The following is a 15,559-nucleotide window of genomic DNA, read 5'->3' as shown; positions in this document are numbered from 1 at the left end:
GACCCTTCGGGGGTGTGATCCTATCGGTCTGAGACCAACGCCGACGATCCGGCTGCCTGTGGGCAGGGAGAGGTCGTGTAAGGTTCGTGTCTGTTGACGCATGTTATCCGTTTTCAGGTTCACTCAGGTGCCTGGGTCTCACGTCGTATTCGTATGCTGGACGGCCCGGCCCTGGGTGGCAATGATTCTTCGCGATGTCGCCCGCGGTTTTCTGCGCGGTTTTTCTCTCTCCCGGGTACAGGGTGCAGTCTCAGGAAGATCTGTCCTGGTCCTCCGGGAGCATTTCTCTCGCCGTTCCCGGTAGTGATTGGGTGCCCGGCGTTCAAACTCTCGAATAGTGTCGGTATACTTCTGCCGCTCCGGCTTCTGACTTGAGTTGGTCAGGCCGTAGACAAACGGCAGAGCACGCCGGAATATAACAGTATTCATGCAGCCGTTCAATCCTGCAGTCACTCCATCACCCAAGGAACTTCATGTCCCGAAAGTCTGCGAGCAAGAAGCCAGCCCGAGCCAGGCCCGAAAAGCCGGTCAAGACGAGTAAGGCAAGCGGTGACCACAACGCGGCTGCGCATGGAGAGGTTCGTCAGGGAGTTCAGTGGGTGACGGTGGACGAGGATAACGATGGTCAGAGAGTGGACAACTTCCTGCTCGCGCAGCTTCGTGGTGTGCCCAAGAGTATTATTTATCGGGTCATCCGAAAGGGCGAGGTGCGGGTTAACAAGGGGCGTGTGAAGCCGGATACCCGCGTGAATACCGGTGATCAAGTACGTATACCGCCGGTAACCCGCAAGGAAAAACCCGAGCCGGTGGCGCCCGGATCCCGGGTTCAGGGCGTGATGGAATCGGCCATTGTGTTCGAGAATGACCAGATGCTGGTGGTCAACAAGCCATCCGGGATTGCGGTTCACGGTGGCAGTGGCCTGAGTTTCGGGTTGATCGAGGTGCTTCGTTCGGCTCGCCCATCGGCAAAATTCCTGGAGCTTGTTCACCGTCTGGATCGCGATACCTCCGGCCTGGTCATGGTGGCCAAGAAGCGATCGGCACTGCGTTTTCTTCAGGATGAGCTGCGCCAGAAGCGTATCCGCAAGCACTATCATGCGCTGGTTGCCGGTGACTGGCCGGCCAGTGTCGACCGGGTTGATGTGCCGCTGCTGCGCTATGAGATGCCCAATGGCGAGCGCCGCGTGAAGGTAGACGATGCCGGGAAAGCGTCCCTGACCACGTTCCGCTGTCTGGAGCGTTATGCCGGATATAGCTTGGTGGAGGCGTCGCCGATCACCGGGCGGACGCACCAGATCCGGGTTCACAGTGCCTGGGCGGGTCATCCGATTGCGGGTGACGACAAGTATATGGATGATGTCAGCCTCAAAGCGTTCCGGTCCATTGGTGGTCAGCGACTGATGCTGCATGCCCGGGCCCTGGAGTTCACTTTGCCGGTCTCCGGTGAGGCCATGCGCCTGGAGGCGCCCTACGACGATGCATTCAATGACGTGCTCAGGAAGCTTTCTGGGCGTCTTAAAGGATCCGATCAATGAACGTCAGAGTGGTTATTTTTGACTGGGACGGGACCCTGGTGGACTCGGTTGAGCACATTGCCGACAGCCTGCACCAGGCCGCAACCGATCTGGGCTACCCCGAACTGGAGCGTGAAGCTTACCGGGATATCATCGGTCTTGGCATGGTCGAGGCTTTGGAAAAGCTTTATCCGGGCATCAGCCGGGAAGAAATGAACAGTATCCGAGACGGCTATGCCCGCTATTTCTTTAGCAAGGTGACAACACCCCAGAACGTGTTTGAGGGGATGGCTGATGTGGTTGCAGATCTGCGCGGAGCCGGGCGCAGCTGTTCCGTTGCCACTGGCAAGAGCCGGCGCGGGCTGGATTCTGCCCTGGTTTCCAGCGGTCTTGGCGACCACTTTGAGATTACCCGATGCGCCGATGAGACGCGCTCAAAGCCCGATCCAGCCATGCTCGAGGAAATTCTCCGGTTCTACCGCATTGAGCCGGAAGAGGCCGTGATGATTGGTGATACCCGCTATGACCTGGAAATGGCCCAGCGTATTGGCATGCCTTCCATCGGGGTGGAGTGGGGTGTGCATAAGCGGGACGTGCTGGGTGATTATTCCCCGCGCGCCATCGTTGATTCCGTGCCTGACCTTCGTCGGGTGCTCGGGCTGTAAACGGGCCGAATTCATTGAAGTTGCTGACAGGAAGCGAGCATGAGTGACTGGGAATCTGACAAGTCTGCCGATTGGGGTGACAAGCCGGTGGAGCCGGAGAAAGAGAGTAAACCGTTTTTCGGGCGTAAGTCTCCGAAGCTTCCGCCCGAATCAGGCCGTGACTGGAAGCTTATCGAAAAGCTGGTTATGTCGCTGCAGGCCGAACAGCGCAGAAGCCGGCGTTGGGGTATCTTTTTCAAGTTCCTGACTTTCGGGTACCTGATCGCCTTGCTGTTCATGTTCAAATTTCCCCTTGGCGAGTCTCTTGAAGGGGTGGCAGGAAAGCATACTGCTCTGGTGGAGATTAACGGTCCGATCGCTGCAGACGAGCTGGCAAGCGCAGACAATATTGTTGGGTCTCTCCGGACAGCCTTTGAAGAGCCAAACTCGGTGGCCGTGATCCTGCGCATCAACAGTCCGGGCGGTAGCCCGGTTCAGGCGGGTTATGTTTACGATGAGATCAATCGCCTGCGGGAAGAATACCCGGAGAAGAAGGTTTACGCCGTGATCTCGGATATTGGCGCCTCCGGGGCTTACTACATTGCTGCGGCTACGGATGAAATATACGCCAATCGTGCCAGTCTTGTCGGCTCGATCGGGGTAGTAGCTGGTGGCTTCGGGTTCACCGAGGTAATGGAGAAAATTGGCGTCGATCGCCGCCTTTATACTGCAGGTGAAAACAAGGCTTTCCTGGATCCGTTCTCTCCGGAGCAGGAAGAAGAGGTAGCGTTCTGGCAGAGCGTGCTGGAAAACACCCATCAACAATTTATTGCTGCAGTCAAGCAGGGTCGTGGTGATCGCCTGGCGGATGACGAGCGGCTGTTCAGTGGCTTGGTGTGGAGTGGCGAGCAAGCCGTTGAGCTAGGGCTGGCTGATGGGCTTGGCAGTGCTTCACACGTGGCCCGGCAGATCATCGGGCAGGAGAAGCTTGTGGACTACAGTCGCCGCAAGTCGCCGTTCCAGGATATTGTCGATCAGCTTGGCGTTGCCTTTGGTGAGGGCTTTGCCAGTCAGTTGGTCGAGTCCCGTCTCGAGCTGCGTTAAGTTTTTCCGGGCTCAGGCCGGTTTTCCAGTAGGGGATTCCGGCCCCAGCGCCGCAACATATCGTTCAGGGCAATGAGGGGTAATCCCACCAGGCTGTTCGGGTCTCGGCCCTCGAGAGCGTCGAACAGTGTGATGCCCAGACCTTCCATCTTGAAGCTGCCGGCGCAGTCATAGGGTTTCTCTTGCCGCAGGTAGGCCTCTATCTCCTGGTCAGTCAGTTTTCGGAACCGGACGTTGTAAGGCTCGCAAAGGCTCTGGAGGTTTCCGGAGTCGGCGTCAAGCAGTGCCAGGCCGGTAAGAAAAAGGACTCTGTGACCGCTGCTCTGGCGTAGCTGGTTGGTTGCCTGCTCATAATCGCCGGGCTTGCTCAGCACCGAGCCATTCGGCAGGCAGGCCACCTGGTCGGAGCCGATGATCCAATGGCCGGGGAAGCGATCCGCCAGTGACCGGGCCTTGTTCTCGGCCAGTCGCGTGGCGAGCGACTCCCCGGATTCCCCTGGTTGTGGTGATTCGTCGATGTCGGGGCTGGCGCAGGTGAAGGGCATGCCCAGCCGGTCGAGTAGAGCCTTTCTGTAAGGTGATGAAGATGCCAGTAAAAGCGGTTTTCGGGTCATAGGTAGTATCCTGTGAGTGCCTGGCCAGCGTATCTGAGGTGCGGTTATCGTAAATTACACCTATCTGCACGGAAACCCTTGTGAAAAAGCAACGAAGTCTTTGACAGCAGCGGGCTGCGCCCCTAAAATTGCGCGCCTATGTCAAACGCGTCCAACGCCGAGTTGCCCAAATCTGTTGATCCTTACCGGTTAGCGGAACAGAACAGCACACTGGAGGGAGAGATTCCCATCAGCGGGCTTGGCCGTTTTCGCGAAGCGGTTTTCGGGTTCTCGGAAGGCGCTGCGTGCCGGGTGAAGCTGTCTTTCTTTATGGACGGCGAGCGGCGTCGCGTTGTTTCGGGTGAACTGGCCGCTCCGGTGGATCTGGAATGTCAGCGGTGCATGGGCGCCATGAGCGTGACACTGGTCTCCCAATTCAAGCTGGGGCTAGTCACCAGTGACGAGCAGGCGCAACAGCTACCGAAAGAGCTCGAGCCGTTTCTGACCGATGATTTCACCGCGGATCTCTGGTCGATGGTGGAAGACGAGCTGTTGCTGGTGTTGCCACCGTTCCCGCTTCACGAACGGGACGAGTGTCCGGCCCGGGAAGATCTGGAAGCTTACGAGCCTGACGGCTCGGGGGCTGAGCCGGTGAGAAAGTCGGGCGAGAATCCGTTCAGTGTCCTGGCGGATCTCAAGAAGACAAAGCATTAACCGGGCGCGGGTGTCCCTCGGGAAGCCGGCGCACATTTAACGAACAGACGTTACTTATTCAGCAAGACAAAGTTTACGTTAACAGGTCAGGAGCATAATCATGGCTGTACAGCAAAACCGTAAGACCCGTTCCAAGCGTGGCATGCGCCGTTCACACGACGCCCTGAGCGCCGCTGCTCTGAGCACTGATGCGACCACCGGTGAAGTTCATCGTCGTCACCACGTGTCTCCGGACGGCTTCTACCGTGGCAAGCAGGTAATCGAAGCTCGCGACGAGTAATCTCGTTGCCGCTATGCATCGCCAGGAATCGGATGGCAGAACGGTGAAACCGGTCACCATCGCGATTGACGCCATGAGTGGCGACCGCGGCGCAGCCGTTGTGGTTGCCGCTTCGTTGCAGGCGGTGCGCGAAAATGAAGCCTTGAGCATCGTTCTGGTGGGAATTCGGAGCGAGCTCGAGGCTTTGTTGCGTGAAGGGCATGCCCGAATCCGCATTGTTGAGGCTGCGGATGTAGTGCGCATGAACGAGCGCCCTTCGCACGCTCTTCGTCACAAGAAAAATTCCTCCATGGCCATCGCGCTGAGCCTCGTCCGGGACGATGAAGCCCAGGGTTGTGTCAGCGCCGGGAACACAGGTGCGCTGATGGCGTTCGGGCGCACCATTATCCGGATGTATCCGGGCATAGAGCGCCCCGCCATCGCCAAGCTGATTCCCTCGCTGCGTGGACGTTGCCACGTCCTTGACCTGGGTGCCAATGTCGACTCCACCGCCGAAAACCTTTATCAGTATGCCTTGATGGGCTCACTGATGGCGTCTGCCATCTGCAGCCAGGCGGAGCCGCGGGTTGCCTTGCTGAACGTCGGTGAGGAGGAAATCAAAGGGAATGAGCAGGTACGGTTGGCATCTCACATGCTGGCCCAGTGCGATACCATCAACTATATCGGTTATGTGGAAGGCAGTGATCTGTTCCGGGACGTGGCCGATGTGGTGGTCTGTGATGGCTTTGTCGGCAACATCGCCCTGAAAACCGGCGAGGGCGTTGCCGGACTGCTGATTGAGCTGATGGAGCAGGCTTTTACCCGAAATCTCTACGGCAGGCTGGTTGGCCTGCTTGCCCGGCCGATTATCGGTCGGCTTCTGCAATTGATGGATCCTTCCCGGCACAACGGTGCCAGTCTCCTCGGCCTCCAGGGCGTGGTGATCAAAAGCCATGGCAACGCCAACGAACGCGCTATGCTGTCGGCCATTCGCCAGGCTGTCAGGGAAGTGGAGCTGGAAGTGCCTCGCCGTATCAATGAGCGTCTCGACGATCTCATGCTTTGAGTGCCTGAGACTAAAGTATGTCCCGGTTTGGTCACGCGTTCGCGGATAATTGGCCTAACTTGTACTATTGGCTAATCTCACGTAACCACCCAATGACGATAAGATCCCGCTTATGAAATCAGCCTTTATTTTTCCAGGACAAGGGTCGCAATCAGTGGGCATGCTTTCGGCCGCCGCTGAAACCTGGCCCATTATCAACAGAACCTTTGCTGAAGCCTCCAATGTGCTTGGCTACGACCTCTGGGCGCTCTGCCAGAAGGGCCCGGCCGAGGAGCTCAATAAAACCATGGTTACCCAGCCTGCGCTGCTTACGGCCAGTGTTGCCCTGTGGCGGCAGTGGTTTGTGGCGGGTGGCAGTGCGCCGGATTTCCTTGCCGGTCACAGTCTGGGCGAGTATAGCGCCCTAGTTGCTGCCGAGAGCCTCGACTTTGTTGAAGCCGTGAAACTGGTTCGTCTGCGCGGTGAGCTTATGCAGGATGCCGTGCCGGCAGGGGAAGGAAAAATGGCCGCTATCCTGGGTCTTGAGGACGATGACGTTGTTGCGGCCTGCGAAAGCGCTGCGCAAGGTGATGTGGTTTCTGCGGTTAACTTCAATGCGCCCGGCCAGGTCGTCATTGCTGGCTCGGCAGCCGCGGTTGAGCGCGCCATTGACGCCTGCAAGGAAAAAGGCGCCCGCAAGGCCATGCCATTGCCGGTCAGCGTGCCTTCCCACTGCGCTTTGATGAAGGGCGCTGCCGAGGAATTGGCAAAAGCGTTGGAAGATGTGCGTTTTAATGATGCTGTCATCCCGGTTATACAAAATGTTAACGCTGCCGCCGAGACCGAATCCGCTACACTGAAGGCCAACCTGCTCAAGCAGCTTTATTCACCGGTCCTCTGGACGGATTCTGTGCGTACTCTGGTTGCCAATGATGTCGAAGTCGCCGTTGAGTGCGGTACCGGCAAGGTCCTGGCAGGGCTTGCCAAACGTATCGACCGGGCTTTGGCCGTTCACAGTATCGAAGACCCGGATTCGCTGGCGAAGGCGCTGGACGCCTTCGGCCAGTCCTGAAACGAAAGGGAGTTATTCATGTCTCTGGAAGGTAAAACCGCACTGGTAACCGGTGCAACCCGCGGTATTGGCCAGGCGATTGCCCGTGCGCTGGCTGCGCAGGGTGCTGAAGTCGTCGGTACGGCGACCAGTGAGGCCGGTGCCGAATCCATCACCAATGATCTCCAGTCGGCCGGTTACAAAGGCTATGGCATGGTCATGAACGTGGCAGATCCCGCCAGCATAGAAGCAGGTCTGAAAGAGCTGACAGAAAAATCCGGCGCACCTCTGATTCTGGTCAACAATGCCGGCATTACCCGTGATAATCTGCTGATGCGTTTGAAGGACGATGACTGGTCGTCAGTTCTGGAAACCAATCTTTCCAGTGTTTACCGCACCAGCAAGGCGGTGCTTCGCGGCATGGCGAAGGCTAAATGGGGTCGGATCATTAATATAAGCTCGGTGGTTGCCGGTATGGGCAACCCGGGGCAGGGCAACTATTGCGCTGCCAAGGCCGGCGTCGAAGGGTTTACCCGAAGCCTGGCCAAAGAAATGTCGAACCGGGGTATCACTGCAAATTGTGTGGCTCCCGGATTTATTGACACGGATATGACAAAAAAACTGGACGACAAGCAGCGCGAGACTATGCTGGAAATCATACCCGCGGGTCGTCTGGGTGAGCCGGAAGAAGTGGCAGCCGTAGTTGCCTTCCTGGCATCAGATGCAGCCGGTTACGTGACGGGTGAAACCATCAACGTGAACGGCGGAATGTACATGGGATAAGCCCCAGTCGGGGTCTGTGCGCAACTCCTTGTCGCACAACATGTTTATCAGAATCCCTGCTTGTTTGCAGGTAGGGTTTAAACTAAACTGGCAGCACTAGAGTTGCTTGGTTGACACACAAAGTGAGGACATTATGAGTACAGTTGAAGAGCGCGTGAAGAAGATCGTTTGTGAACAGTTGGGCGTTAAAGAGTCCGAAGTTCAGAACTCATCTTCTTTTGTAGAGGATCTTGGCGCTGACTCACTGGACACCGTTGAGCTGGTTATGGCACTGGAAGAGGAATTTGAAACCGAGATTCCTGACGAGGAAGCCGAGAAGCTGACAAGTGTTCAGGACGCGATCGACTACATCGTCGCGCACACCTGATACTCTGCATTTAAGAAAGCCAGGCAAAAAGCCGTCCTTGTGAAACAGCGAGGGACGGCTTTTTTATTGGCTGATAATCAGGTTCAATCTGCGTTCAGATTCATTCGGACAAGATCAGGTGCAACAGGCTATGACTAAACGGCGAGTTGTCATTACAGGAATGGGCATGCTGTCTCCGGTCGGCAATAGCGTGGAGTCGTCCTGGGAAGCTATTCAGGCCGGACGTAGCGGGATCGGTATGATCGATCGCTTTGACGCGTCGGCCTATAACACAAGGATTGGAGGGGCCATCCGGGACCTGGATATGGAGTCCTACCTTTCTCCCAAGGACGCCAGGAAGCTCGACGCCTTTATCCACTATGGCCTGATTGCCGCCCAACAGGCGGTGGACAACAGCGGCCTTGAGTCGTTTGACCGGCTTGACCGGGAGCGCGTCGGTATAGCCATTGGCTCTGGCATCGGTGGCCTCGAGTACATCGAGAAAAGCGTTCTTACCATGGACAAGTCCGGGCCCCGAAAGGTTTCGCCGTTTTTCGTGCCCGCTTCTGTTATCAACATGATTTCCGGGAATGCCGCGATCCGTTTTGGCTATCGGGGCCCGAACATTGCAATTGTGACCGCCTGCACTACCGGTACCCATAACATTGGCTATGCGGCCCGTACGATTGCCTATGGCGACGCCGAAGTGATGCTGGCCGGTGGGTCGGAAATGGCGACCACACGTACCGGCATGGCTGCTTTCTCCGCTGCCCGGGCACTGTCTACCCGCAACGATGAACCGGAAAAGGCCAGCCGCCCCTGGGACAAAGATCGGGACGGCTTTGTCCTCAGCGACGGTGCCGGGGTGGTCGTTCTTGAGGAACTGGAACACGCAAAACAGCGCGGTGCCACGATATACGGCGAAGTGGTTGGCTTCGGGATGAGTGACGATGCTCACCACATTACCGCGCCTCCGGAGGACGGTGAGGGCGCGGCCCGTTCCATGGCCAATGCCGTGCGTGACGCCGGCCTGAAACCGGAAGAGATTGATTATATCAATGCCCACGGTACCTCCACCCAGGTCGGTGACGTAGCCGAAGTGGCTGCTGTCCGGAGGGTATTCGGCGCGCATGCTGAAAAGCTGGCCATGAGCAGCACCAAATCAATGACCGGGCACCTGCTTGGCGCCGCCGGTGCGGTGGAAGCAATCTTCTCGGTCATGGCCATTCGCGATGGCGTGCTGCCGCCAACCATCAATCTGGACAATCCCGATGAAGGGTGCGATCTGGATCTCGTGGCCCACAAGAGTCGTCAGGCCGATGTTCGGGTGGCGCTGTCCAACTCGTTCGGATTCGGTGGTACCAATGGAACCCTGATTTTCCGTCGCTACGAAGGCTGATAATCGCTGTGTTTCGTCTTTACTGGGCCGATGAGGGCGGCCTGCCCGCCGATGACCGTGGGCTGGCCTATGGTGACGGGCTGTTCGAAACTATCCGGATGTCCGGGCAGAGAGGTGTTCTGTTGTCCCGCCACCTGGAACGAATGGTGCGCGACGCCGGGCGACTTGGTATTGAGGTTTCCCGGAAAGAGCTCGCCAACGTTTGCGTCGAGGCGGCGCAACGTTTCGCCGATCGTTTCAAGGCGGATGGCTGGATCCTCAAGCTGACACTGACCCGTGGCAGTGGCGGGCGAGGATATCGCCCGGATCCCGGGATGGAGCCCAATCTGCTGGTTTCCGCATCACCTTTGCCGCCAGCGCCGGATCCTGCAGGCGTGGCGGTTGATTTCTCCAAAGTACCGCTGGCGGTCAATCCGTTAGTGGCCGGAATGAAGTCTCTGAACCGGCTTGAGCAAGTACTGGCGGCTGCGGAACTCGGGCCTCGGCTGTTCGAGGTGATCATGGCGGATCGCGATGGCAATCTGGTCGAAGGCACCCGTACCAATCTTCTGCTTCGTCAGGGGGGTGGCTGGGTGACGCCGCCGGCATCCAGTCTGGCGGTTGCCGGTGTGCTCAGGCAATGGCTTCTGGAACGCCTGAGGCAAAGGGGGGAGACGGTGACAGAGCGTCCGGTCACGGTAAATGATGTGCTTGGCCCGGATTGCCAGGGTATTTTTTTGCTGAACAGCGTGCTGGGCATTGTTCCGGTTCGCACTATTGCCGGTCATGATTTGCCTGTCGATAGCGGACTTGCGACAATCTTCAATCCTCTCGAAACACTGGAATAAATCGTTTGTTCAAGAAGTTATTGCTTGCGTGCGTTTGTGTCGCCGTCCTCGCCTCGGCAGGAACAGGTCTCTGGGTGTGGCAGGGTCTGCAAGGCCTGAAAAAGTCGGTGATACTGGAAGAGCCGCTGCTTTTTGACGTTCCCCAGGGCAGTTCCTTCATTGAAGTGGTTGGTCGGCTTGAGGCTGAGGGTCTCGTTTCAGACCGGCTGTGGCTGAGGCTGTACGGTCGGCTCGAACCTGAGCAGACCCGTATCAAGGCTGGCCAGTACGAATTTCTCAGTGGCATGAGCCCCAGGGACATGATCGGTGTCATGGTGTCGGGGGACACCAAGCACTGGTATGTACAGTTCATTGAGGGCTGGACCTTCAAGGACATGAGGTCGGCTCTGGCCCAGGCTGAGCGGCTTCAGAAGGTCACTGGCCAGTGGACTGTTGAGCAGATCATGGCAGCTGTTGGCGCCGAGGGCGAGCACCCCGAAGGGCGATTCTTTCCGGATACCTACGCCTTTACCAGTAGCGAATCTGACCTCGACCTGCTGAAGCGGGCCTTCAACCGGATGGAAACAGTGTTGGCCGAGGAATGGTCTGCGCGGGAAGAAGGGCTTCCTTACGATAACCCATACGAAGCCCTGATCATGGCTTCGATCGTGGAGCGCGAAACCGGAGCGCCCCACGAGCGGGATCAGGTTGCCGGCGTGTTTGTCCGCCGCCTGCAGAAAGGAATGCGGCTACAAACCGACCCCACGGTCATCTACGGCATGGGAGACAGTTATCAGGGGCGGATAGGGCGCAGGGACCTGCGCACCTATACACCCTACAATACTTACAGAATCAATGGCCTGCCTCCCACGCCCATTGCCCTCCCTGGCCGTGAATCCATTCACGCGGCCCTGCATCCGGATGACGGTGATGCACTTTATTTCGTTGCCCGGGGTGATGGCACGCACAAGTTTTCGCGCACACTGTCGGAACACCAGAAAGCCGTGCGTGAATTCCAGTTGAACAGACGTGACGACTACCGTTCCTCCCCTGCACCACAGAACAACGACTCCGATGAGGATGCGGGATGACGGTTCGCGGGCAATTCATAACATTTGAGGGTACCGAGGGGGTTGGCAAGTCAACCCAGTTGACGAACGCAGCCGACACACTTGATCAGATCGGTGTCGATTATATCGTCACCCGGGAGCCTGGCGGCACGCCCATGGCTGAGTCCATCCGCGAACTCCTGCTGGCTCCCCGGGATGAGCCGGTGAATGAAATCACCGAGCTGTTGCTGATGTTTGCTGCCAGGGCCCAGCACCTGCACACGCGGATTTTGCCGGCGCTTGAGCGCGGTCACTGGGTCTTGTGCGACCGTTTTACCGATGCGACCTTTGCCTATCAGGGCGGCGGGCGCGGCGTTCCGGAGGAACGAATCGCCCTGCTTGAAACTCTGGTGCAGGGCGACATTCGTCCGGATCACGTGATTGTTCTGGATGCCCCCGTGGACACAGGGATGGCCAGGGCCCGCAAGCGGGGAGAACTTGATCGCTTCGAGCAGGAAGATCTGGAGTTCTTTCAGCGAATCAGAGATGCCTATCTTGCCCGGGCCAAGGCGCAGCCCGCCAGGTATCAGGTAATTGATGCCTCGCGCCCACTGGCTGAGGTTTCTGAGCAGGTTTCGGGACTGTTGAAGCAGTGGTTGAGCCGTTCAGCGGTGCGCTGAGAGCTGCGAGTTTCCCCGATGTTTCTGTTCCATTCGTGCACTTTCTGTAATGTTCTGCTTTAATTGAGGAACATTCTCAGTTAAACGCTGGCAGTTTTAATGGTTAACGCGAAACTTCTGAAGCTTCCCATGGCAGCGCATCAGCACTGGCATGAACACCACCAGATTGTCATCGGGGTGCGGGGCGAAGCCGAGTTAAGCGTTGATGGGGCAGGGGCTTATCTGGACACCTGGCGAGCATACCTGGTGCCCACGGAAGCCCGACACGATTATCGTGGTAATGACCAGAATCATGTTCTGGTGATCAATCTCGATCCGCTTATGCCTGCCGTCAATTCTCCAGCCCACGCCGATTACGAGCGCATGATGCGGGTGTTTGAAAAGCCGCGAACCTTGCAGATGGATAGTCGCTTACATGGTCTCGTCCAGTTCGCCGCTGGCGAGTTTGACCGAGCGCCCGATCATACAACGCTCCAGCAGCACCTGGCTTCAAGCATTCTCTATTGTATGGCTGACCGGATCACAGATGGCCAGTCCTTCACGTCAAACCGGAATGCTATCAGCCCTGATACAGTCCGACGCTACATTCTCAAAAATCTCCACAAGAAGATTACTGTCGAAGATATGGCAGGAGAGGTTTGCCTCAGTGTCAGCCGTTTCCATGAGGTGTTCAGGGAGGTGGCAGGTATAACGCCGCACCAGTTTCTATTACAGACACGACTTGATCAGGCCGCCAACCTCCTCGCAACAACGACCCTGACAGTGTCCGAAATCAGTTACCGATCGGGTTTCTCGTCTCAAAGCGCGCTGACAAATGCCTTGCGGAAATACAAGGGGACCACGCCATCAAGATTGCAGGTTGGCGAGAGTGTGGCCTGATTTGGCCGGTCAGTTCCTTAGTCCCGTAGGATTGTGCAAAAGAATCGTAGGATTTCGTAAGCCTGAAATCCGCACTAATACTAAGTTATAGCGACTGGAGCCCGGTCTCACGCGAGCGTGCGGGGCGAGAGTCGCAAATGTTCTTTGCGTACTCAGGTTCAGGGAGTGATCACAAGGAAATTCCCTGCTTCAAATGAGATGGAACTCGGAAACAAAAGAAGAACAGTGCAGCGAGTTGGCATAAGGTCAGCCATGTGCTTTGCGAGCGGATCTATTCCGACTCATTAAACCGGAGGAGCCCCTATGGCTATTGGTGTTTGGATCAGTCTATTTGCTTACTTTGCGCTCATGATTGCCATCGGCGTTTATGCCATGCGCAGAGCTACGTCTTCGTCCGAAGACTATATGTTGGGCGGCCGAGCCCTCAGTCCGAAGGTGGCTGCGCTTTCGGCAGGTGCTTCTGATATGAGTGGCTGGCTGCTTCTGGGTCTGCCGGGCGCGCTGTTTGCGTCGGGTCTGGGATCTGCCTGGATTGGTATTGGCCTGCTCGTAGGTGCATTCTTTAACTGGACGCTGGTTGCGCCCCGCCTCCGTGAACAAACCGTTCACTATGGCAATGCGATCACCATCCCGTCTTTCCTGGCAAATCGATTCCCGACACAGGCCCTGTCGCTGCGCACCGTCTCGGCGATCGTTATTGTCATTTTCTTCGCGGTCTATACAGCGTCAGGCCTGGTGGCCGGCGGCAAGCTGTTTGAGAGCGCATTCGCCGGAATTTTCAACTTCGGTGGCATGAGTGATTACGCAGCAGGCATCGTAATTACCCTGGGTGTGGTTCTGGCTTACACCGTCGTGGGTGGGTTCCTGGCCGTGAGTATGACGGACTTTGTACAGGGCTGTATCATGATGCTGGCTCTGGTCATCATGCCCGCGGTTGTGCTGTTTGGTGAAGGCGGTGGCGGTTTCGCCCAGGCCTCTCAAACCCTGAACGAGGTTGATCCCACGCTGCTGTCCTGGACGGAGGGGCTAACCTTTATTGGTTGGTTGTCTGCCGTTACCTGGGGGCTGGGTTATTTCGGTCAGCCCCACATCATCGTGCGTTTCATGGCCATCCGCACCCTGAAGGATGTACCGGTTGCCCGGAACATCGGTATGAGCTGGATGCTGATTTCCCTGATCGGCGCGATTTCTCTGGGCGTATTCGGCCGTGCCTACGCTATCCGTAATGGTATGGACGTACAGGATCCGGAAACCATCTTTATCATCCTGTCAGACATGCTGTTCCACCCGCTGATCACAGGCTTCCTGTATGCGGCTCTGCTGGCGGCGGTGATGAGTACCATCTCCAGTCAGCTGTTGGTATCTTCCTCTTCACTGACAGAAGATTTCTATCGTCTGTTCCTGCGTAAGGAAGCAACTGACAAGGAGTGCGTAAATATCGGTCGCGTGTGCGTTGTCCTTGTTGGTCTGGTGGCAGCCGTCATCGCCTCCGATCCGAACTCTCAGGTTCTGGCCCTGGTTGCTAACGCGTGGGCAGGCTTTGGTGCTGCATTCGGTCCGCTGATTATCCTGTCGCTGATGTGGCGTCGAACTAACGGCGCAGGTGCCATCGCTGGCATGGTTGTCGGTGCGGCCACGGTCATGATCTGGATTTCAATGGGCTGGAACGGCTCGTTCATGGGTGGACCAGGTGTCTACGAGATTATTCCCGGCTTCATTGCTGCCTTCATCGCAATCCTGGTAGTGAGCTCGGTAACCGCCGATGCCGGCGAGTATCAGCATATCGAGCGGTAAAGAAAATCGCGCCAAGCGCGTTTGAAGAAGTGAAAAGGACTCCTGCGGGAGTCCTTTTTTTGGTCATAATGATTCCGGATCGTTCGTCTCTTTTGTGGCGACGCCCCAATCCGCAACGGAGCGCGATGAGTGACTGTTCTGGAAGTCCTGGCATTACTGTCGATCGGTGGCATTGCCGGGTTTATTAACGTTCTCTCAGCTGGCGGATCGATGCTGACTCTGCCGCTATTGATGTTTTTGGGGTTGCCGCCACAAGTGGCCAATGGCACTAACAGGGTGGCGATAACGCTGCAGAGTATCACTGCAGTAGGCAGCTTCTACCGGATGGGGCATGGCAACCTGGTCGTTAGTTTGCATTTGGCCTTTCCCGCAGTTCTCGGTTCGCTTCTGGGCGCCTGGATTGCTACCTGGGTATCGGACACTGTCTTCGAGTGGGTGTTGGTGTCCGCCATGATCGGCGCCTCCGCATTTATGCTTCTGCCGCAACCGGTGCTCAGTACCCGGCCGCTGACCCCGGAGCGTCTCAGTCCGGCCATTTATCTGGCGATGTTCGTCGTTGGCATGTACGGCGGATTCATTCAGGTAGGTGTTGGCGTGCTGTTCATTGTGGTGCTTTACCACATGCTCAAGATCGACCTGCGCCAGGTGAACGTGCTCAAGGTATCGATCGTGTTGCCTTTTACATTCGCTGCTCTGGTGGTCTTCGCTTTCAACGACCAGGTTCGCTGGGGTGTGGGGCTGACGCTGGCGCTGGGTAATATCACCGGTGCTTTTATTGCTACCCGAGTGAATATGAGCAAACGCGGAGCGCGTTGGATTAAATTGATTACCCTGGTGATGGTAGCGGCCATTCTGGCGAGGCTGGTTTTTTACTGATTGCCAACAAGTCACGCGTTGAA

The 15,559-nt window shown here is 57.0% G+C and carries 17 protein-coding genes; 16 read left to right on the top strand and 1 reads right to left on the bottom strand.

Annotation, left to right across the window (positions count from 1 at the left end; translation table 11 throughout):
- Positions 1 to 473: 473 nt before the first annotated feature.
- From rluC to A8B84_RS00610, 3 genes are read left to right on the top strand one after another with little or no spacing between them, the layout of a single operon-like run.
- On the top strand, positions 474 to 1,535 hold the full coding sequence (gene rluC / locus A8B84_RS00620) for a 23S rRNA pseudouridine(955/2504/2580) synthase RluC (protein WP_064228881.1): 1,062 nt from the start codon (positions 474 to 476) through the stop codon (positions 1,533 to 1,535).
- On the top strand, positions 1,532 to 2,179 hold the full coding sequence (locus A8B84_RS00615) for an HAD family hydrolase (protein WP_064228882.1): 648 nt from the start codon (positions 1,532 to 1,534) through the stop codon (positions 2,177 to 2,179). Before rluC ends, A8B84_RS00615 begins: the two co-directional genes overlap by 4 nt.
- 39 nt (positions 2,180 to 2,218) lie before the next feature.
- Positions 2,219 to 3,262 carry a S49 family peptidase gene (locus tag A8B84_RS00610; protein WP_064228883.1) on the top strand — a complete coding sequence of 348 codons (1,044 nt, stop codon included), beginning with the start codon at positions 2,219 to 2,221 and terminating at the stop codon, positions 3,260 to 3,262.
- On the opposite strand, the gene A8B84_RS00605 is transcribed toward A8B84_RS00610, so the two are convergent.
- On the bottom strand, positions 3,259 to 3,876 hold the full coding sequence (locus A8B84_RS00605) for a Maf family protein (RefSeq protein WP_064228884.1): 618 nt from the start codon (positions 3,874 to 3,876) through the stop codon (positions 3,259 to 3,261). The two genes, A8B84_RS00610 and A8B84_RS00605, sit on opposite strands and share 4 nt — an antisense overlap.
- 138 nt (positions 3,877 to 4,014) lie before the next feature.
- On the opposite strand from A8B84_RS00605, the gene A8B84_RS00600 reads away from it, so the two are divergent.
- From A8B84_RS00600 to A8B84_RS00540, 13 genes are all read left to right on the top strand, one after another.
- Positions 4,015 to 4,569: a YceD family protein gene (locus A8B84_RS00600; protein ID WP_064228885.1), complete on the top strand. Its 555-nt coding sequence runs from the start codon at positions 4,015 to 4,017 to the stop codon at positions 4,567 to 4,569.
- A gap of 100 nt (positions 4,570 to 4,669) precedes the next feature.
- Entirely contained in the window at positions 4,670 to 4,849 is a 180-nt protein-coding gene (rpmF, locus tag A8B84_RS00595) for a 50S ribosomal protein L32 (protein WP_008174968.1), read from the top strand.
- Positions 4,850 to 4,892: 43 nt separating this feature from the next.
- Entirely contained in the window at positions 4,893 to 5,894 is a 1,002-nt protein-coding gene (gene plsX / locus A8B84_RS00590) for a phosphate acyltransferase PlsX (RefSeq protein WP_064229011.1), read from the top strand.
- A 112-nt stretch (positions 5,895 to 6,006) separates the two neighbouring features.
- Entirely contained in the window at positions 6,007 to 6,945 is a 939-nt protein-coding gene (gene fabD, locus A8B84_RS00585; protein WP_064228886.1) for an ACP S-malonyltransferase, read from the top strand.
- Positions 6,946 to 6,963: 18 nt separating this feature from the next.
- On the top strand, positions 6,964 to 7,707 hold the full coding sequence (fabG, locus tag A8B84_RS00580; RefSeq protein WP_064228887.1) for a 3-oxoacyl-ACP reductase FabG: 744 nt from the start codon (positions 6,964 to 6,966) through the stop codon (positions 7,705 to 7,707).
- A gap of 133 nt (positions 7,708 to 7,840) precedes the next feature.
- Positions 7,841 to 8,074: an acyl carrier protein gene (gene acpP, locus A8B84_RS00575; RefSeq protein WP_008174976.1), complete on the top strand. Its 234-nt coding sequence runs from the start codon at positions 7,841 to 7,843 to the stop codon at positions 8,072 to 8,074.
- Between the two features lie 130 nt (positions 8,075 to 8,204).
- Positions 8,205 to 9,452 carry a beta-ketoacyl-ACP synthase II gene (gene fabF, locus A8B84_RS00570; RefSeq protein WP_064228888.1) on the top strand — a complete coding sequence of 416 codons (1,248 nt, stop codon included), beginning with the start codon at positions 8,205 to 8,207 and terminating at the stop codon, positions 9,450 to 9,452.
- An 8-nt stretch (positions 9,453 to 9,460) separates the two neighbouring features.
- Positions 9,461 to 10,279 (top strand): aminodeoxychorismate lyase, encoded by an 819-nt coding sequence (gene pabC / locus A8B84_RS00565; RefSeq protein WP_064228889.1) that lies wholly within the window; start codon positions 9,461 to 9,463, stop codon positions 10,277 to 10,279.
- 5 nt (positions 10,280 to 10,284) lie between these two features.
- Positions 10,285 to 11,349 carry an endolytic transglycosylase MltG gene (mltG, locus tag A8B84_RS00560; protein ID WP_064228890.1) on the top strand — a complete coding sequence of 355 codons (1,065 nt, stop codon included), beginning with the start codon at positions 10,285 to 10,287 and terminating at the stop codon, positions 11,347 to 11,349.
- The gene (gene tmk, locus A8B84_RS00555; RefSeq protein ID WP_064228891.1) at positions 11,346 to 11,987 is read left to right on the top strand and encodes a dTMP kinase; all 642 of its coding nucleotides are present in this window, start codon (positions 11,346 to 11,348) and stop codon (positions 11,985 to 11,987) included. The genes mltG and tmk overlap by 4 nt, the downstream gene beginning before the upstream one ends.
- A gap of 99 nt (positions 11,988 to 12,086) precedes the next feature.
- The gene (locus A8B84_RS00550; protein ID WP_064228892.1) at positions 12,087 to 12,866 is read left to right on the top strand and encodes a helix-turn-helix transcriptional regulator; all 780 of its coding nucleotides are present in this window, start codon (positions 12,087 to 12,089) and stop codon (positions 12,864 to 12,866) included.
- A 303-nt stretch (positions 12,867 to 13,169) separates the two neighbouring features.
- Positions 13,170 to 14,660 (top strand): sodium/proline symporter PutP, encoded by a 1,491-nt coding sequence (gene putP, locus A8B84_RS00545; RefSeq protein ID WP_064228893.1) that lies wholly within the window; start codon positions 13,170 to 13,172, stop codon positions 14,658 to 14,660.
- Positions 14,661 to 14,789: 129 nt separating this feature from the next.
- Entirely contained in the window at positions 14,790 to 15,536 is a 747-nt protein-coding gene (locus tag A8B84_RS00540) for a sulfite exporter TauE/SafE family protein (protein ID WP_064228894.1), read from the top strand.
- The last annotated feature ends 23 nt before the right edge of the window (positions 15,537 to 15,559 follow it).

Source organism: Marinobacter sp. EhC06, assembly GCF_001650915.1.
GTDB lineage: Bacteria > Pseudomonadota > Gammaproteobacteria > Pseudomonadales > Oleiphilaceae > Marinobacter.
The sequence above is the reverse complement of the archived record's forward strand: the minus strand, read 5'-3'. Positions and strand labels throughout refer to the sequence as shown.